General features: G+C 50.0%; 17 protein-coding genes. 3 read left to right on the forward strand and 14 right to left on the reverse strand.

Annotated features, from left to right (window positions below; translation table 11 throughout):
* Position 1: 1 nt before the first annotated feature.
* The 5 genes from DWV73_RS05325 to DWV73_RS05345 all read right to left on the reverse strand — a co-directional run bounded on the left by DWV73_RS05325 (position 2) and on the right by DWV73_RS05345 (position 3,013).
* Entirely contained in the window at positions 2 to 745 is a 744-nt protein-coding gene (locus DWV73_RS05325; RefSeq protein ID WP_117796051.1) for a lysophospholipid acyltransferase family protein, read from the reverse strand.
* Between the two features lie 296 nt (positions 746 to 1,041).
* Positions 1,042 to 1,485 carry a type II secretion system protein gene (locus tag DWV73_RS05330; protein WP_117796052.1) on the reverse strand — a complete coding sequence of 148 codons (444 nt, stop codon included), beginning with the start codon at positions 1,483 to 1,485 and terminating at the stop codon, positions 1,042 to 1,044.
* A complete protein-coding gene (locus tag DWV73_RS05335; protein ID WP_022360303.1) occupies positions 1,457 to 1,639 on the reverse strand; it encodes a DUF4250 domain-containing protein in 183 nt (60 codons plus the stop codon). Before DWV73_RS05335 ends, DWV73_RS05330 begins: the two co-directional genes overlap by 29 nt.
* 20 nt (positions 1,640 to 1,659) lie before the next feature.
* On the reverse strand, positions 1,660 to 1,974 hold the full coding sequence (locus DWV73_RS05340) for a hypothetical protein (protein ID WP_347472186.1): 315 nt from the start codon (positions 1,972 to 1,974) through the stop codon (positions 1,660 to 1,662).
* Positions 1,975 to 2,041: 67 nt separating this feature from the next.
* Positions 2,042 to 3,013 (reverse strand): hypothetical protein, encoded by a 972-nt coding sequence (locus tag DWV73_RS05345; RefSeq protein WP_117796053.1) that lies wholly within the window; start codon positions 3,011 to 3,013, stop codon positions 2,042 to 2,044.
* A 672-nt stretch (positions 3,014 to 3,685) separates the two neighbouring features.
* Here DWV73_RS05345 and DWV73_RS05350 point away from each other — a divergent pair.
* On the forward strand, positions 3,686 to 4,630 hold the full coding sequence (locus tag DWV73_RS05350) for a D-2-hydroxyacid dehydrogenase (protein ID WP_022360306.1): 945 nt from the start codon (positions 3,686 to 3,688) through the stop codon (positions 4,628 to 4,630).
* Between the two features lie 120 nt (positions 4,631 to 4,750).
* Here DWV73_RS05350 and DWV73_RS05355 read toward each other — a convergent pair whose 3' ends face one another.
* The 9 genes from DWV73_RS05355 to DWV73_RS05395 form a co-directional block, all read right to left on the reverse strand.
* Positions 4,751 to 5,185: a protease complex subunit PrcB family protein gene (locus DWV73_RS05355; RefSeq protein ID WP_117796054.1), complete on the reverse strand. Its 435-nt coding sequence runs from the start codon at positions 5,183 to 5,185 to the stop codon at positions 4,751 to 4,753.
* A 55-nt stretch (positions 5,186 to 5,240) separates the two neighbouring features.
* A complete protein-coding gene (locus DWV73_RS05360) occupies positions 5,241 to 6,383 on the reverse strand; it encodes an ABC transporter ATP-binding protein (protein ID WP_117796055.1) in 1,143 nt (380 codons plus the stop codon).
* Positions 6,384 to 6,411: 28 nt separating this feature from the next.
* Positions 6,412 to 7,488: an iron ABC transporter permease gene (locus DWV73_RS05365; protein ID WP_181986215.1), complete on the reverse strand. Its 1,077-nt coding sequence runs from the start codon at positions 7,486 to 7,488 to the stop codon at positions 6,412 to 6,414.
* Positions 7,489 to 7,524: 36 nt separating this feature from the next.
* Entirely contained in the window at positions 7,525 to 8,841 is a 1,317-nt protein-coding gene (locus DWV73_RS05370; protein WP_117796056.1) for an ABC transporter substrate-binding protein, read from the reverse strand.
* 170 nt (positions 8,842 to 9,011) lie between these two features.
* Positions 9,012 to 9,806, reverse strand: a complete 795-nt coding sequence (locus tag DWV73_RS05375) for a sirohydrochlorin cobaltochelatase (protein ID WP_117796057.1) — start codon at positions 9,804 to 9,806, stop codon at positions 9,012 to 9,014.
* A gap of 219 nt (positions 9,807 to 10,025) precedes the next feature.
* Positions 10,026 to 10,307 (reverse strand): sporulation transcriptional regulator SpoIIID, encoded by a 282-nt coding sequence (gene spoIIID, locus DWV73_RS05380; protein ID WP_117796058.1) that lies wholly within the window; start codon positions 10,305 to 10,307, stop codon positions 10,026 to 10,028.
* An 88-nt stretch (positions 10,308 to 10,395) separates the two neighbouring features.
* The gene (locus tag DWV73_RS05385; RefSeq protein ID WP_107001412.1) at positions 10,396 to 10,875 is read right to left on the reverse strand and encodes an acyl-CoA thioesterase; all 480 of its coding nucleotides are present in this window, start codon (positions 10,873 to 10,875) and stop codon (positions 10,396 to 10,398) included.
* 243 nt (positions 10,876 to 11,118) lie between these two features.
* Complete coding sequence (locus tag DWV73_RS05390; protein ID WP_022360314.1) at positions 11,119 to 12,333, reverse strand: cytidylate kinase-like family protein; 1,215 nt, start codon at positions 12,331 to 12,333, stop codon at positions 11,119 to 11,121.
* A gap of 13 nt (positions 12,334 to 12,346) precedes the next feature.
* A complete protein-coding gene (locus DWV73_RS05395; RefSeq protein WP_242995747.1) occupies positions 12,347 to 13,792 on the reverse strand; it encodes a sodium:proton antiporter in 1,446 nt (481 codons plus the stop codon).
* A gap of 799 nt (positions 13,793 to 14,591) precedes the next feature.
* Here DWV73_RS05395 and DWV73_RS05405 point away from each other — a divergent pair.
* Together DWV73_RS05405 and DWV73_RS05410 are read left to right on the forward strand one after the other, a co-directional pair.
* Positions 14,592 to 15,485 carry a glycyl-radical enzyme activating protein gene (locus DWV73_RS05405; protein WP_117796060.1) on the forward strand — a complete coding sequence of 298 codons (894 nt, stop codon included), beginning with the start codon at positions 14,592 to 14,594 and terminating at the stop codon, positions 15,483 to 15,485.
* 347 nt (positions 15,486 to 15,832) lie between these two features.
* Complete coding sequence (locus tag DWV73_RS05410) at positions 15,833 to 17,374, forward strand: BCCT family transporter (protein ID WP_117796061.1); 1,542 nt, start codon at positions 15,833 to 15,835, stop codon at positions 17,372 to 17,374.
* Positions 17,375 to 17,418 lie beyond the last annotated feature (44 nt).

Raw genomic sequence — 17,418 nt, forward strand, 5'->3', positions numbered from 1 at the left:
CTTAGCTGTTCTCCTTTTCCATCTCTGAAAGCATCCCTGCGATCTTTTCTCTCGTATATGCGCCGACAAACTTCCGGTTCTCCGGATCCAGCTCTTTCACGATAAACGGCTCGCCGAACTCAATCACGACATGGCTTGGACAAATAAGCGGAATATGCTTCTCAAAGACCTCCGCTGTTCCCTTGATCGCCACTGGAACAACCGGACAGCCAGCTTTCTCTGCAATCTTCAAGCTTCCCTCTTTAAATGGAAGCAGATCTGAAAGCTGTTCATTTTTATTGCGGGTTCCCTCCGGAAAAATCCAGACAGAAACGCCGCGGCGCACCTTCTCGATCCCCGCCAGAATCGTTTTTAAACCTTCTTTTATATTATTCCGATCTAAAAACAGACAGTTGACATTGAGCATCCATTTTGACAAGAGCGGAATCTTCTCCATCTCTTTCTTTGCCACAAATCCCATCAGTCCCGGAACCGTCGTATAGCCAACCAGGATATCAAAATAGCTCCGGTGGTTTCCCACATAGAGCACCGGGCGATCCTGCGGAATATTTTCATATCCGCGCACCTCTACCGTCACACCTGCCATTTTGAGCAGTTTTTCAAAAATATTACGCACCATCTGGGTGCTTTCTTCCTCCACTGCGACCGGATCTACCTGTCCCTGTTTATCCATACGGTGCAATGTGCCGATGGAACCAACAAGGAAGCTGACGATCGTTCCTACTATCTTTATCGCGCGAAACATACTGATACCTCTCTTTTCTCTTGTATCTGTCCGAAACCGTCTGGTTTTTATCCTGCTATTTTCATTTCCAGACAGACTGCTTTACTGTCTCATTATATAGAAAGAAGCAGGGTTTTACAAGACTTTCCTTGTAAGACATCCTGCCTCTGTTACTGTTCACGCATACGTGCCCAGTATCGGAATTTGCCGTGGCTTCGCATTTAAATACGGCAAATTCCTGCTGCCACCACGTTTTCTTACGGCACTTTCGGTTCCAAAAGTGCCTACCTGTGAACAGTAACCTGCCTCTCTATTTTTTATGGATTCACAATCTCCGTCTTTCCGCTGATCAGCGCTTCCACCTCGATTCCACCTATCTCGCACAAGATTCCCCCATAGCTTTCCAGGGTATCGCTGTAATACACGCTGTAGATAGACACATCCTCAGAAATCTCTCCATCCAGATAGTTTTCCAGCGGATTTTCTCCCAGATCCCGGAAAGAACCACCCAGCTCCATCATCAGCTCCCAGCTTTCCGGATGAATGTCCTGTTCATCCAAATCATGTAGATACATCCAGAGCGCCATGCATAGAATCCTCGCCTCGGCTTTCGCCCGCACTTCCTTCGCTTTCTGTACCTGTCCGGACATGATCGGGATCGAAACTGCAACGAGAATCGCCACAATCCCGGTCACGATCAGCAGCTCTGCCAGCGTAAAGCCTGACCGTGCCCTAGCGGAACTGGTTCTTTTCTCTGTCATAGGTATATCCCACCGCCTGCAGCTTCTTCTCAAGCTCCGACCGTTCTGTATCAAACGCACTGCATAATTCATCTAAATCCGGGTAAAAATCTCTGAGCTGTGTGTTCACAAAGCTCAGGCACATAATCGGATCGTTCGGTATTTTTCCTGCCATCTTTTTCCCTTTCTGTCCTTTTATTCATACTCAAACGTAACCGTCACATAGTAACCGCGGTCATTTTCCTCGATCGCCTTTACCACGCCGTGATCGGCGGGAATCCGGTCATTCAGCTTAAAAAGCCCCGACATCGCCACCGCCGGTTCAATCATATAATTGACATTAAACGGCGTCACCGACTCCGTCACCTCTACTGTCTGTCCGACTTCTACCAGTCCCGGACGTTCCATTTTAAATACAACATCTCTTGTCACGCCGTTTTTCCTCTTCTTTCTGGTCTGATCCCCGATTCTGGCTGCCGGCATCTCCTCACGCCGTGCCTCTGATTTCAAATTTTTTTACACGAACCATAACCGCCAGCTTACCAGTTTTCTAGTATACGGCACTTTTTTCCTTTTATCAACTGCGCCCACATAACCTACCGTTCGTTTTTTCACGCGCCATCCGCCGCAGCTGCCGAAATCCAAGCCATGCCAGTAAAAGCAGCAGCAGACTTACACTGATCGTCAGTCCGTAGTGAATCCACCGTCTCCAGAACGGAAGCGGGAGGTTTTCCACCGGCGCAGTCTCTGTTTCCACCAGAGTTCCCGGATCCACTTCTATTTCTGTCATCTCTTCCACATCCAGTTCCGCTTTTTCATACTCCATCCGCCTCCGGTAACGCTCATATGCCGGAAGTCTGACCGTTCCCCCGTACACTGCCCGGCAGTCCCATACGCGGCGTTTTGCCTGTACCGCCGCATTGCGGCACCAGATGCCAGCCTCATCCTGATAAGCATCTCCCTCCCAGCTTGCCGACTCAATCTGCACCTCATCCTCCGATAGCCCTGCACTTGCAAGCAGGTCTTCCCTGCACGCCTCCAATGGCGGCACTTTTTCATCATGCATCACGGCAGTTCCACCCAGCCGGTATGTGTCCGCCCCGTATTCGTGAAATACGACCGAAATCTCAAATCCATCCTGCCAGTGTTCGTTCTCATAAGAGGTTCTTTTCAGATCCAGCATAACCGATACCGTCTTCCGGCTCTCCCGATCCTCCACTTCCATCGGCGCTCTCGCCGGGATCTCCTGTTCCCGCGTCACGGATGGATAGACCATCTCCCCCGAAACCTCCCGCGTTCTGCCGCGCACCGGCACCGCCTCTATCTCTGTCCCCACAAGCCGGTAGGTAATTTCCCCCTCTTCCAGATATTCTTCCGGCGCTTCTGGTATCTCAGCCTCTTTCAAATAGGAAGAAGAATAACGGATCCGCCGTTCTCCCGCCTTATCTTCCTGTGCGTAAGCCTGTCCGCCGGTGCCCTGCAGGCACAGCAGCACAAATGTCAGCACTGCCAGCCTCCCGCCATATCTTCTGTCTTCTCTTTTCCCCATACATTCTCCCTTTCTGCCATTCCCCGGCAAATGTCTCCTGCCAGCCGAACCGCATTCTTTCGTAAGCACGTTCTAAATTTCCGTACTCCTCTCTCAACCTTCTCCATCCTTTCTAAAATTGTTATTGTTCACGCATACGTGCCCCGTAACGGAATTTGCCGTGGCTTCGCATTTAAATACGGCAAATTCCTGCTGCCACCACGTTTTCTTACGGCACTTTCGGTTCCAAAAGTGCCTACCTGTGAACAGTAACGATATGATACTTATATTCAGCACTGCTCAATCATATGACTGCTATTTTTTTGTTTCATAGGACGCAGTTTCCCCTGAAACAAAAAATGCATTATGAAATTTCATAAATACCCGGATATTTCTGTGAATCACAGATGCCCTCTTTGCGGGCAGAATCATCGAATGCCGTCCGGAACCGGACTTTGAACTGCATCGTACCTTTATTATAGTCTGCCCTATCTCAAAATACAATTTATAAATCGCTCCCGCGGCATTTTCTACAAAAACCCCTTTTCATCCAGCATTTACTTATAAGTGTTATACAAAAAATCGAATACGAGTTTCTGTTTGGTACGGCAAAATGACTTGACTGGACAGCAGATTTTAGGTATACTTGCATATAGGTACATTTTACAAAATAAGAGCGGAGGAAATTAAACTATGAAGTGTCTTATCATTGACAAAGTATACGCTGGTATTGCTGAAGAACTCAGCAAATACATGGAAGTTAAAACTGCAGAGAATCTGCCGTCCACCAAGGATCAGTTATTAGCTGAAATCGGTGACGTAGACGTTCTGATCATGCGTGTAGATCCGAAGATCGATCAGGAGATCATTGACGCTGCTAAGAACCTGAAGGTTATCGGCGTTTGCTCCGTTGGTCTGAACCACATTGATATGGACTATGCAAAATCCAAAGGAATCCAGATCTTCAACGCACCGGGCTTAAACGCTAACGCAGTTGCAGAGCTGACCATTTCCAAGATGTTAGATATCTCCCGTGGTACTTTCACAGCTAACTACGATGTAAAAGTAAAACACGAGTGGAACAAATATAAATTCGAAGGTCGTGAGCTTCGCGGCAAGACTCTGGGTGTTATGGGCTTCGGTCGTATCGGTAAGAGAGTCGGCGAACTTGGTCGTGCATTTGGTATGACTGTCGTTGCTTACGATCCATTCCTGAAACCGGAAGATTTCGAGAAAGAGCATGCAACTGGCATGTCCGTAGACGAGATGTTAAAGGTAGCTGATTTCGTATCTATCCACGTACCGCTGACACCAGAGACAAAGGATCTGTTCAACGCTAAGTCCATCGCTGAGATGAAGGATGATGCAGTTGTTCTGAACATGAGCCGTGGTGGTATCGTAAACGAGAAAGACATGTACGAGGCTCTGAAAGCTGGCAAGATCGGCGGCTACGCAGCAGACGTTATGGAGAACGAGCTGGCTGGTAGCGGTCTGACAGGTGATGATACATTCGCAAGCCCGCTGTTCGAGTGCGACAACTTCATCGTTTCCCCGCACATCGGTGCTCAGTCCGTAGATGCTTCCAGAGACATCGGACTTCACATCATTTCCAAGGTAAAAGAGGCTCTTTCCCTGTAATCAGGAAACCAGTCTTATACTCATATAGGAAATCCTGCGGAAATCGTTCTGCAGAAACTGCATAAAGACAGGAACCGGATGATACTCTCGCCGGTTCCTGTTTTTTTGTTTCATAGGAAACTACTGGAATACCACTGGTTCCTCCAGCAGTTCCGTCCGCAGCACAATATACGGATACGACGGCTCTTCCCCGGTCGGCTCGCTTCTCTCCGGTCCTTTTAACTCGGTCTTGACGATGATCGAATTGTCCGTCAGGTACAACTCCGGAACCGTAATGCTGTAGCCGCCGGTCTCCTGCTTGCCGTACCCGGCAGCTATGTAGAGGTCATTTCCGCTTGTGTAAGTCAGGCGGAAGGAATCGTTCTTCTTTTCTTCTATGATCTGCGTCAGCTCCTGCGGCGTCTCATCGGGACCTATGACGGCAAATTCCAGATCCCGCAATTTTTCTGCCTGTTTTTCACCGCCGCATGCAACCGCATAGACCCCCGCCAGAAAGATTCCCATCACAGCCATAAGGCTTAGAAGCCATTTTTTCCTGCTTTTCTTACTTTTCATCAAATAAAAAACCTCCCGCTCCCCTGCACGCAGCCACGCGGCAAAATGCTTTGATTTACTGCATTTTATGAAGCGGAAGGTTGTGATATTCTATCTTTTTTCCTTTTTCCCTGGCATACGCCAGCAGCCGGTCGTTCGCCGCCGCCCAGCCCCCATACTGCCTGCGGCACGCAATCACGCACTGGCACGCATCCAGACATTCTCTGGCTTCTTGTTCCTTTTCCTCTGATATTTCTTCAAATGCGGGGACTGCAATCAATCTGGACGCCAATGTACAAGCCGCCGGATAATCTAAGTCGGCTTCCGATACGATCCCTGCCGCAAACGTAGTTCCAGCTCTCTGAAGCTGCCAGAAGACAGCGCGCCCGCTTCCTCCTCCTGCCAGCACAAACACCTCTGGCGCCCCCTCCGGACGCGGAAGCTCCATACTGCCGCCTGTCTGACGGAAGCGCCCTTCCTCGATCTGGAAAAGCTCGGAAAGATGTTCCGGAGTCAGCATCTCTTCCGGGCGTCCAAACCGGCTTTCCTGCCCCGGGCTGACGCACAGCACCCAGTCGGAGACGCGCTCCGCCAGATCAAGTTCATGAATGGATAAAATGACTGCCACCTTCTTGCGGCGCGCCAGCTCCTGCAAGACCGACATAAATTCAAGCTTATAACGGATATCCAGATAGGAAGTCGGCTCATCGAGAAGCAGCAGTTCCGGCTCCTGACAGAGCGCCCGCGCCAGCATCACCCGCTGCCGCTGACCGTCGCTGAGCGTCTGGAAGTCCCGCTCCCGAAGCTCTGATACCTGCACTGCCTCCATCGCCTCATCAACTGCCTTCCAGTCCTCTTCCGAGAGGACACCAAACCGCCCCGTGTACGGATAACGCCCGGCTGCCACAACATCCCGGCAGGTCATCCACTCTGCATGGACCTTTTCCGTAAACATGACCGCCATCCGCCGTGCGCGCTCCGTTCCCTTCATTCCCAGAAGGTCCGCGCCGTCCAGGTAAACCGCGCCTCCCAGAGGGGGAAGCTGCGCGGCGACACTCTTTAAAATGGTCGATTTTCCGGCTCCATTCGGTCCGACTAAAGTCAGGATCTCACCCTTCTTTATCCCGATCCGGACTGGATTTAAGATCTGTTTTCCACCGTATCCAACCTGTAAGTTCTCTGTATAAAAGTAGATCTTCTCCTCAGTTTCTGGATTCATGGTATTTTCTCCTCTGCTGCTCTATGCTTCAGGTGCTCTTTCGATGTTTCCGCATCATCACAAAAATCACGACCGGCGCACCGAAGACAGCTGTTACCGTGCTGATGCTCAATTCCGTCGGGGCAAAGACCGTCCGCGCCAGCCAGTCGCTGAACAGGCAGAACACGCTTCCGCCCAGGAAACAGCCCGGAATCAGCACCAGCGGTCTTGTATCGGCAAACAGCCAGCGGATCAGATGCGGAACCGCGATTCCAACAAAGGAAACCGGACCGGCAAATGCCGCTACGCAGCCAGATAAGATGCTGGACAAAATCACCATAAAGAAACGCAGATGTGCGACATTGACTCCCATGCTTCTCGCATACGTCTCCCCCATCTGGTATGCGCCGATCGGTTTGGATAACAGAAACACCGCTGCCGCTGAGACAAAGGTCACGCCCGCCATGACTGCCACATTTTCCCAGGTCATACCAGAAAAACTTCCGCGCGACCAGTTATGCAAGTTGACAATATCCGCATCGCTGGCGAAGGTCACAACAAAATCCGTGATTGCTGAGCAAATATAGCCGATCATCACGCCCCCGACGATCAGCATCGCCATCTGTTCCATCTTCCGCGCGACCAGGAGCACAAACAGCATAGAGAGAAGCGCTCCGGCAAATGCCGCTGCCACCAGCATCCCCGAATTGATCGTAATATTCCATTCCAGAAATCCGACCATCACAAGTGCTACCAAAAGCTTTGAACCAGAAGAAATTCCCAGCACAAAGGGACCCGCGATCGGATTGTGGAAAAAGGTCTGTAACAGATACCCTGACAGTGCCAGCGCCCCGCCAAGGATCAGCGCCGCCAGCGCGCGCGGCAGACGGATCTCCCAGATGATCGTCCACGCCATTCCACGCAGCTTAGGCTCCCGCAGTTCCTGTAAAAATTCCATGATCGGAACCGATACACTGCCTGAACAGGCACTCCAGATAAGCGACAGGAGCAGAAGCATAATCAGAAGCAGAAATGCACCTGCGATCCGCACCTGTCTGCCTGACTGCGCCAGGTTTCTTTGTTTTTTTTCCTGTTTTTGTCTGTTTGCTTCTGATACTGAACGCATCGTTTCTCCTATCTATCTTTATTACACTTTCCTTCCTCACGACTGCAATTTATACAGATATGTCCCATCTTCCTGGCTTCCGCTGAAAATCGCATGGATATCTTCCAGCATCGCTCCAACTGACATGGATTCCTGATAGAGATTCTTCGTCGTACACCAGACATTTCCCGCCTGTACCGCCTTGAAATCCTTGAGAACCGGCGCTTTTGCCAAAAGCTCCGAAATTGAGTGAATCTCCCCGTCGATTGTACTGTTATAAATCAGATAATCGGATTCTTTCGCGGCTGCATAAAATTCTTCCATCTGCATATTGACGGTCGAAGACCGCTTTCCGTCATCCCCCAGATGCCCGAATATGTATCTGCCGCCCGCTAATTCTATCATTTTCGGTATATAATCAGAGGAACGGCGCACGTTCACGCTGCCCTGGTTCGTAATATAGAAAAATGCCGCCGACGGCTTTTCCGCCTGTGCCGTCTGTTCTGTTTTTACGCTCCCGCCTGCGTTCTCCGCATCCGAACCTTCTTCTGTAACTCGCTGCAAAGCCGCTTCCTGCTTTGCAAATGCCGCTTCCGCCTCTTTTTCTTTACCGGTCAGCACTCCATACAGGCGGATCCATTCCGTCCGCCCCAGCGGATGTGCTTCGTAGCTGGAATGATCCACAAGCACCGGGATTCCGAAACTTTCCAGCTTTTCTTTTACCTCCGGCGAATGGAGAATCATCGTATTTTCTATTGCCAGACCGCAGCCCTCCGAGACGATCCGCTCATAATCCGGTTCGCTGTACTTGCCTGCGTAGAGAATTGACCCATTCTCCATCGCCTCCTTTGCCTCCGGGATGTACCAGCCCGACGCATCGGTTCCCGAAAACCGGATATCCGGGAGCGCTCCCAGCATCCGGAACATATCCATGGTCGCGGTCGCTACCAGATAAATCTGTTTGACCGGGCGCTTAAGCACCTGGATCGAATCCGGAAGATCTTCCGGCACCTTTCCGCCCTCTGGAATCAGAAGAAAACGGCTTCCATCCGCAACCGAAACTGCTTCGTACTGCATCCCGTCCGCATCCTCATAGGTATCGACCGCAAACTGGGTCGCATAGGCAAGCTCCATCCGCGATTTCCAGGCCAGGGACGCACTGATCGCCTCACCCGGCTGTGGAAGTGATGCCTCCGCCACCTGTGCATCCACGTTTTCTGCCGGCTGGGACACTTTCGTACCTTTACCCGCCTCATTGGATATCTCACTGGCGGATGTAGACGACGCTGCCGCCACCGCACTCTTTCCCGTATTTCCACAGCCACTCAAGAGCAGCACCCCCATAAGCGACAGTCCTGCCATCCTAAGTGCCATTTTCTTGTTACTGTTCACGCATACGTGCCCAGTAACGGAATTTGCCGTGGCTTCGCATTTAAATACGGCAAATTCCTGCTGCCACCACGTTTTCTTACGGCACTTTCGGTTCCAAAAGTGCCTACCCGTGTACAGTAACCTTTTCTTTCCCGTTATCCATCCTATTTTCTTCATTTTTCCCACTCTGCCTCTCTCACGTGCGCCACATACAGCTTCCGGATCGCCTCAACCTCTCCCAGTCCCCGGATGCGGCATTCCACCTGGTATCCGGCGCGTTCCAGGCGGCTCTTCCAGGAATCCTCCTCTTCACCTGCCATATCCTGATTCGCATGGTCGCCTGCAACCACCATGAGCGGCTGCAGCACTGCCCTCTGATAGTGTTTCTGCGCGCCCAATTTCTCGATCACCGCTTGTAAATCCGGCTGCGCCTCCACGGTTCCGATGTAATAATTTGCATAGCCGCCCGCGATCATCCTATCCTGCATCTTCTGATACACCTGATTGGAAGCCGCGTCCGTCCCATGCCCCATCAGGCAGAGTGCCGTTTTTCCATCGTCATATCCGCCCAGTTCTCCTGCCATCGCCAGGATCACCGCATCCAGATCCGCTTCACTGGCAAGAAGCGGTGCTCCCAGCGTCAGCCGTTCAAAACGCCCCTGATTCGCTTCCACTTCCGCTTTTACATCCATGTATTCAAATCCATCCATCAGATGGGTCGGCTGCACAATCAGACTTTTAATCCCATCGGCTGCTGCCCGGTCAAGTGCCTCCTTCAAATTGTCGATCGACCGTTGATCCCGCTTTTTCAATTTATCAATGATCCTCTGGCTGGTAAATGCCCGGCGCACCTCATAGGTCGGAAATGCCTCCGCCACTGCACGCTCAACCGCTCCGATCGTCTTTTCTCGGCTGTCATTGTAGCTTGTCCCGAAGCTGACTACCAGGATTGCCTGTCTTGGTTCCATCTATCCATTCTTCCTCTTTGTTTTTTATCTTTCAATTCAGAATTTTCCCGTTCCTCCTACGCTGCCATATGCCTGAATCTGGCTGACATATAGCTTTATGAATCGAAGCTACTATAGCATATTTTGAAATAGTTTGCAATGAAGCAGAAAAAATGGCACTCCGCCCGTCCAGGCGGAATGCCCCTTTTTCTGCTTTCAGCTCCAATTTTACCAGCTTTTCTATTTCTCGTCCCGGCTGCACGCGCGCAGCTGGTGCTCATGCTCATATTTTTCTTTCGTCGCCATCCCGCCCCGGATATGGCGTTCCGCTTTGTTGATGTCCAGTACTACACGCGCCCGGGATGCAAGCGGCGGATTGATATGGGAAAGGCGCTCGGCCACATCTTTATGCACGGTAGATTTACTGATCCCAAATTTCCGGGCCGCCTGCCGCACTGTCGCATTGTAGTCTATGATGTAATTAGCGATCGCAACCGCCCGTTCCTCGATATATTCCTTCATGGGAGTTCCCCTGAGAACGTTTTTTACATCTTATTACATCGGTTTCCGGTTTATGCAAATTCCCTTTCCCAAACAAAAACACTGCCGATTAGTAGTTCTCCGCACGGCGGTGTTTCCGCAAGTCGTTTCTCTTCACGCCAGCTTCCCACTCTGCCTTCTCCTCATCGGTCTCGACAAGCAGTCCCGGAACTTCCATCGGATGCTCGTTTTCATCCAGCGCTACCATAACCACATAAGCGGTATTAACCAGTTTACGTGCGCCGCTTAAAGACTCTACGAATGTATCGACGCGCACTTCCATGGAGGTTCTTCCAACGTAAGTCAGCTTACCCTCGATAATCAGGGTATTGTTCAGGTGGACTGCCTCTTTGAACTGCAGGTTATCAACCGATGCAGTTGTCGGATTGCAGTGCGCGTGGCGGCGCGCAACAACGGTCGCTACAACGTCGATCCATTCCATCAGCTGACCGCCAAACAAACGACCAGCACCATTTAAGTGACTATTTAATACAAGCTGTGTCTGGATAACAGCTGAATCCGCTACGCGGCGCATAATTCTTTCTTCCATAATTTATTTCTCCTTTCGAGAAGGATGCCTCTTCCAATCTCCCGCTTTCGAAGGACTTCCCTGTGATATGGTACCTAGTATACTGGCTTTCCCTCAAATTTGCAAGTATTCCGCTGCAAAAATTCTGAATCTTTTTAGTTATACATTCTATTGGCAGTAAACTATAAATGTAAAAAAACGACCGAAGAATCTGGGGCAGCGTCTGTTGTCTTTCGCTGACTCCCATCATCTTCAGCCGTTCTCTTATTTATCCTCTTCCCGCGCCGTGATCATCCGATAGATGAAATCCACGGTTCCATCGATACCGTAGCTGGCACTGTTGATACAGAGATCATAGTTGTTGGAATGTCCCCAGTTTCGGTTTGTATAGTAATGATAGTACTGGCTGTGGACATGATCCAGATGCTTTAACATATGGCGTGCCTGCTTGACCGTCAGGGAACTGTCAATCTCCATCGCACGTTTGATACGCTGCTCAAACGGCGCCGTGATGTAGATACTGATATGCGGGATGTTGTTGTTTGCCATGATGGCATCTCCGCATCGTCCCAGAATAACAAAATCTTCCTTCTTCGCCATGTCAACCAGAAGGTCGCTCTCGTTGAAGAAGACCGCATCACGCTTCGGCAGTCCGTGGAAACGGCTGAACTCGCGCATGCGCTGGCGCAGGGTCAGATGGCGCTCCGGGATGAATGCCTCACTCGGGTTTACATTGGCATCCTGATCGTGCGCCGGCTCTTTCTTGATTCCCGGCTTGATTCCGTAGCTGACAGAATCCTGTATAGAATCCTTCTGAGCCTCGAGACGTTTCAGAACCGCTTCAAAGATCTCCGCGTCGTAGAAATTGATTTTCAGCTTATCTGCCAGCTTAAATCCGATATTTACACCGCCGCTTCCGTAGGTCCAGCTGATACATACGATCAGGTGGTCATTTTCGGAAAAACGGTTTTTCAGGTTAAATGTATTCAGCTTCGCCAGCTCTGCGTTGATAACGTCGCCGCTCGCGAAACTGGTCGGCAGACTCATGACTTCGGTCAGAATCCGGTTGTACTCGGTCATGACGAGCTTCCGCTCTTCCTTATTCTCGATGGTACGCGCCATGTTTCCGATCAGGGCAATCTCACTTCGAACCAGGTTACCCTGCGGGCGTGTCAGCATCAGATGAGTCAGCTCATCCACGCAGCGCTTCCGGTCACGATTGAAAACACGTCCCAGAGAAGAACCTAACTGTGCATAAACCTCCGCATCCAGATCGTAAATACTCTCCGCCAGTTCACGGATTCGTTTTTCATCTCTTCCAGGCACCGTGCTGCCCGGCTTCTTCCCTGCTGAATCCTTTTCGGCTGCATTTTCCGCACCCGTTACTTCATTCGCATACTGGGCGCTGTCCTTTTCAAGCGCCTGCTGCGTCTGATTTTCCATATTATCTGTATTGGTATGTTCCTGATTGTTGCTCATCGTCACTCACCCCCTATAAAAAGAATAACAGCATATCAAGTGCAAAGACCGGAACCAGAATACCGAACGACCAGAGCAGATATCCGAAGAAGGACGGCATACGCACACCGTTTTCATCCGCAATCGACTTAACCATGAAGTTCGGTGCATTTCCGATGTAGGTGTTCGCACCCATAAATACCGCACCACAGGAGATCGCCATCAGCATCTTGATCGGAACCGTTCCTAACGTCGTCACCATGCCCTCCGTAAATCCAAGCGCACCTGCCGTTGTTAAAAATACCAGATAGGTCGGCGTGTTATCCAGGAAGCTGGACAGCAGACCGGTCGCCCAGAACATTTCAAATGGCTCGGAGATGCCCAGGTTCGCGCCATTTGCTTTCAGAATCATCAGGGCTGGCTGCATCGTGATGAAAATACCGATAAACAGAACCGCAACCTCCTGAATCGCGCCCCAGGTAAAGTGGTTCTCACGGCGGATCTCAACCTTCGTGGTCTTGAAGGACAGGAAGGCCGCCGCCAGAATGATTACAATCTCAATGATGGCCGGATAGCTTAATTCTACCTCTCCAAACAGGTGGATGCCAAGCACCTTTCCGGCTGCATCCTGGAACTGCGGCATGGACGGTAAGGTACCGCTTAAAATAACGGCTGCCACGATCATAACCAGGAAAATCAGGTTGTGCGCGCCGCGCAGCTTCACTTCAGTACCCGGTTTGCTGATATCCGGTTTCAGACCGCTCGCGATATCCTGACGATATGCCCTCTTATCAATAAAATAGAAGATTGTCAGCAGCACCAGCATATTGAAGAATAAGATCGGCACCAGATGTAAGCTCCAGAAGAACGGTACGCCGCGCATGAAGCCCATCAGCAGAGGCGGGTCACCGATCGGGGTCAGACATCCGCCGATGTTGGATACAAGGAAAATAAAGAAGATAATGATATGACGTTTCTTCTTTCTCCATGCATTCATCTTGACAACCGGACGAATCATCAGCATACTGGCACCGGTCGTACCGATCCAGCTTGAAAGCAGGGTTCCCAGTGCCAGTAGTCCCACATTGACACGCGGAGAACCCGCCAGGTCACCGGACATCGTGATATTACCGGCAACGCAAAAAAGTCCAAATAACAAAATAATAAAGGTCAAATAGTCATTGACCAGGCATTCCAGAACCGTTTCCAGTGCTGTCCCCGCACTGTAACGCATCGCAAACGGAATGATAAAAAGAATTGACCAAAGAGCAACCGCATGAGGCTGGTGCTCTTCCCACCATTCTGCCTTCACAAGCGGCAGAATCGCAATACAGAGAAGCAGTCCCGCAAATGGAATACACATCCAGAGCGGCACAGAGGATGCCGATGCACCGCCTTCCTGTTCTGCTGCCAGAGCCGTCATCGGATTTGCCATCAAAAATAATCCCAGGCTCGCGCAAAACGCACTCAATCTTTTCACCTTCGTAACCTCCCAACTTTTTTCTTTTTTGTTTTACATTTTCCATTTCAGCCACCCATTATAACAAGTTTATTTCCTAAATACAACCGTGTTTTTCACGTTGTAAGCGTGATTTTCCGTGAATTTTTCGTTAAAAGTACCTTATATTAATTCTTATTAATAAGTGTTGTAAGCCTGTGCTCATAACATAAACAAATACCTCTTTTGTGTATAGAAATTATGTATAATACTGTAATTTCACAAATGCTATATTTAATTCTTCTATGAAACAAAAAACCGCCCGCCGATATCCCGACAGACGCTTCCTACATTCATATATAACTTTTTCTTGAAATATACTCTCTTTCCAGAGTTCATATTTCAATTCCATATTTTCTCCGCCATCTTCCATCTTTTTCCTGCAGCTGTTTTCGCGCTTCATTTTAAGCCAGCCGCCCGATCTCTCGCGGTATTCCTTCGTGGTTTCTTTTTCGATATGTGCCAGTTGGCAAATCTGCCGCTGTATAACCTGCTCTTTCGCAGCGTTCACACATATTCTCTCTCGAACCTGTTTTATTATAACGCTTATTTGTAAAATTTATTCCCGTTTTTTTGTCAAATCTTTGTAAAAAAATCAAGCAGCAAATTGGAGAAACTGTCTCATTTACTTTTTATCTTCTTTATGCTATAGTTAGCCTGTATTTTGCATTCAGTTGTATTACGAATCCATTCGGAAATTCCGGTGCCATCCCGTGCCGGAATACTCAATGTCTTATCGTGTTTTATAAATATCAGAAGGATTTTCAGGAGTATTGTATTCATGCAGGCGAATATATTTAAAATCAAACGAAATAAATTGGCTGACGGTTCCGGGCTGCGGACTACGATTTATTTTAAAGGATGCCCCCTGCGCTGTGTCTGGTGTTCAACACCGCAGGCGCATGAGCGCCCGACCCGGATTCTCTGGGACAGCAAGCACTGTCTCTACTGCAATCTCTGTGTCAGCGAATGTCCCACCGGAAGTCTGGCATTTTCAGACAACCGTCTCACCTTTACCCCGGACACCTGTACATTCTGCCGTGCCTGTACGGATCACTGTCCGTCCCGAATGCTTCATTTCGTCGGTCAGATGATGGATATGGATGAAATCATGGAAAAAATTCTTGCCGACCGGGAGCTCTATGGAAATGGCGGCGTCATTCTCTCCGGCGGCGATCCGCTGATGCAGCCGGAAGCAGCCACCGCTGTCCTGAAAAAATGTAAAGAACACGGCATCCGCACCGCGATTGAGACGACCGCTTTCGCCAAACCGCTGGCTTTCTCCCGCTTCATCGCCAACGCGGACATGATTATCATCGATTTAAAACATTATTCTGAAAAGAAATATGTCCAGTTCACCGGTGTCTCAAATCATTCGATTCTGGAAAATCTGGACTTTGCCATCTCTATCGGAAAAAAAGTGGCGGTCCGCATTACCATTACCCCCGGCATCAACGACACGCTCATCGATGCCCGCAGGTATGCCCACCTTTTGTCTGAGCACCACATCAGACATGTAATTCTGCTCTCCTATTCAAATCTGGGGATCATTAAATATGAAAAATACACGCAATCTCCGACGCTTGCCCGCGAGCAGACCTTCTCCGGCCAGGATATGGAGAATTATGCGAATATGCTGCGCGGACTGGGATTTGATGTGCAGATTGAGCAGTAGGGAGGCGGCAGGTTTTTTCCATTGCCGCCTCCCATACATTTTTCTATCGATTCGTTACTGTTCACGCATACGTGCCCAGTAACGGAATTTGCCGTGGCTTCGCATTTAAATACGGCAAATTCCTGCTGCCACCACGTTTTCTTACGGCACTTTCGGTTCCAAAAGTGCCTACCCGTGAACCGGTAACATCTATTTCCTTGTTTCTCTATTTTTTCCCAAATTTTTCATTGATTTTTTTTCCACCCAATGCTATAATGTGTTCAATATTTAATTTATTTATCAAAAAATGAACATGAACCATTTGCAAAAATCCTCATTTTTACAAATGATTTAAAAGGAGGTTTCCCATGCAAAATCCACAATTCCAAACAGCGCCAGAGCCAAAACGCCTGGACTGGACCACGATGGTCGTCCCATTTCTTCTTATTATAATACTCTGTCTCTGCTTTCTGGCTGCGCCAGATGCATCCAAGGCAGTGTTGGAAAATCTCCGGAGCTTTCTCGGGGAAAACTTCGGTGTCGGCTACCTTGCCATCGGACTCGGCATTTTTCTTCTGTCAATCTACATCGCCTTTTCCCGCTACGGAACCATCCGGCTCGGAAAACCGGATGAGAAGCCGCTCTATTCCAATTTTGCCTGGGGTTCGATGATGTTTACCTCCGGACTTGCGGCGGACATTCTCTTTTACTCCCTGTGTGAGTGGGTTCTCTACGCCAATGACCCGCATCTGGCAGAAATGGGCAGTATTCAGGACTGGGCGAGCACATACCCGCTCTTTCACTGGGGTCCGATCCCGTGGGGCTTCTATGTCGTGCTCGCCGCTGCCTTTGGCTTCATGCTTCATGTGCGCGGCTGCCATAAACAGAAATACTCCGAAGCCTGCCGCCCGATCCTCGGAAAACACACAGACGGGCTTGCCGGAACTCTGATTGATCTGATGGCGGTCTTCGCACTGCTGGCCGGCACAACCACGACTTTTACGCTGGCGACCCCTCTGATGAGCCAGATCGTCTCCGAACTCTTCGGATTCGGCGACACCCGCCTCATCACCATCGCGATTCTGGCAGTCACCTGCCTGGTATATACCGTTTCCGTCGTGCGCGGCATGAAGGGCATCCAGAAGCTCGCGGCGTCCTGCGTCTACCTCTTCTTCGCTCTTCTGGCATATGTGCTGCTGTTTGGCGGTGAAGCACGCTATATCATCGAAACCGGCTTTTCCTCCATCGGAAATCTGGTACAGAACTTTATCGGACTCTCCACCTACACCGACCCACAGCGCACCACCTCATTTCCGCAGACATGGACAATGTTCTACTGGGCATACTGGATGGTCTGGTGCGTCGCTGCCCCGTTCTTCATCGGAACCATCTCTCGTGGGCGTACGATCCGGCAGACGATCCTCGGCGGCTACGTGTTCGGGCTTGGCGGCACGTTTGTGAGCTTTATTATCCTCGGAAACTACAGCCTGGGACTCCAGGTGTTCGGAAAACTGGATGTCATGGGGCTTTATGCCGCCAGTGGCGACCTCTATTCCACAATCACTGCCATCATCCGCACGCTTCCGCTCGCCCCGATGGTCCTCGTTCTGCTCGCGGCGGCGATGATCGCCTTCTATGCCACCAGCTTTGACGCGATCGTACTGGTTGCCTCCGCCTACTCCTACAAGAACCTGACAAGCGAGGACGAACCGCACATGGCGATCAAAACCTTCTGGTCCCTGAGCCTGATTCTGCTGCCGATGGTCCTCATTTTCAGTGATAATTCAATGGCAAACCTGCAGACCGTGTCCATCATTGCAGCATTTCCGATCGCGTTTATCATTCTCCTGATCGTGGCGGCGTTTTTTAAAGATGCGAAGAAATATCTTTCAAGCTACCATGGTATTTGAACGAATTGATTGAGTGTTGTTAAAAATATCCCGAATGCACTTTC

Source organism: Clostridium sp. AF12-41 (assembly GCF_003461685.1).
Lineage (GTDB): Bacteria > Bacillota > Clostridia > Lachnospirales > Lachnospiraceae > Otoolea > Otoolea fessa.

What these genes read in the sequence shown, in the direction of transcription:
- DWV73_RS05325 (WP_117796051.1), bottom strand. Translation starts at nt 745, where the DNA reads ATGTTTCGCGCGATAAAGATAGTAGGAACGATCGTCAGCTTCCTTGTT.
- DWV73_RS05330 (WP_117796052.1), bottom strand. Translation starts at nt 1,485, where the DNA reads ATGACAGAGAAAAGAACCAGTTCCGCTAGGGCACGGTCAGGCTTTACG.
- DWV73_RS05335 (WP_022360303.1), bottom strand. Translation starts at nt 1,639, where the DNA reads ATGGCAGGAAAAATACCGAACGATCCGATTATGTGCCTGAGCTTTGTG.
- DWV73_RS05345 (WP_117796053.1), bottom strand. Translation starts at nt 3,013, where the DNA reads ATGGGGAAAAGAGAAGACAGAAGATATGGCGGGAGGCTGGCAGTGCTG.
- DWV73_RS05350 (WP_022360306.1), top strand. Translation starts at nt 3,686, where the DNA reads ATGAAGTGTCTTATCATTGACAAAGTATACGCTGGTATTGCTGAAGAA.
- DWV73_RS05355 (WP_117796054.1), bottom strand. Translation starts at nt 5,185, where the DNA reads ATGAAAAGTAAGAAAAGCAGGAAAAAATGGCTTCTAAGCCTTATGGCT.
- DWV73_RS05360 (WP_117796055.1), bottom strand. Translation starts at nt 6,383, where the DNA reads ATGAATCCAGAAACTGAGGAGAAGATCTACTTTTATACAGAGAACTTA.
- DWV73_RS05365 (WP_181986215.1), bottom strand. Translation starts at nt 7,488, where the DNA reads ATGCGTTCAGTATCAGAAGCAAACAGACAAAAACAGGAAAAAAAACAA.
- DWV73_RS05370 (WP_117796056.1), bottom strand. Translation starts at nt 8,841, where the DNA reads ATGGCACTTAGGATGGCAGGACTGTCGCTTATGGGGGTGCTGCTCTTG.
- DWV73_RS05375 (WP_117796057.1), bottom strand. Translation starts at nt 9,806, where the DNA reads ATGGAACCAAGACAGGCAATCCTGGTAGTCAGCTTCGGGACAAGCTAC.
- spoIIID (WP_117796058.1), bottom strand. Translation starts at nt 10,307, where the DNA reads ATGAAGGAATATATCGAGGAACGGGCGGTTGCGATCGCTAATTACATC.
- DWV73_RS05385 (WP_107001412.1), bottom strand. Translation starts at nt 10,875, where the DNA reads ATGGAAGAAAGAATTATGCGCCGCGTAGCGGATTCAGCTGTTATCCAG.
- DWV73_RS05390 (WP_022360314.1), bottom strand. Translation starts at nt 12,333, where the DNA reads ATGAGCAACAATCAGGAACATACCAATACAGATAATATGGAAAATCAG.
- DWV73_RS05405 (WP_117796060.1), top strand. Translation starts at nt 14,592, where the DNA reads ATGCAGGCGAATATATTTAAAATCAAACGAAATAAATTGGCTGACGGT.
- DWV73_RS05410 (WP_117796061.1), top strand. Translation starts at nt 15,833, where the DNA reads ATGCAAAATCCACAATTCCAAACAGCGCCAGAGCCAAAACGCCTGGAC.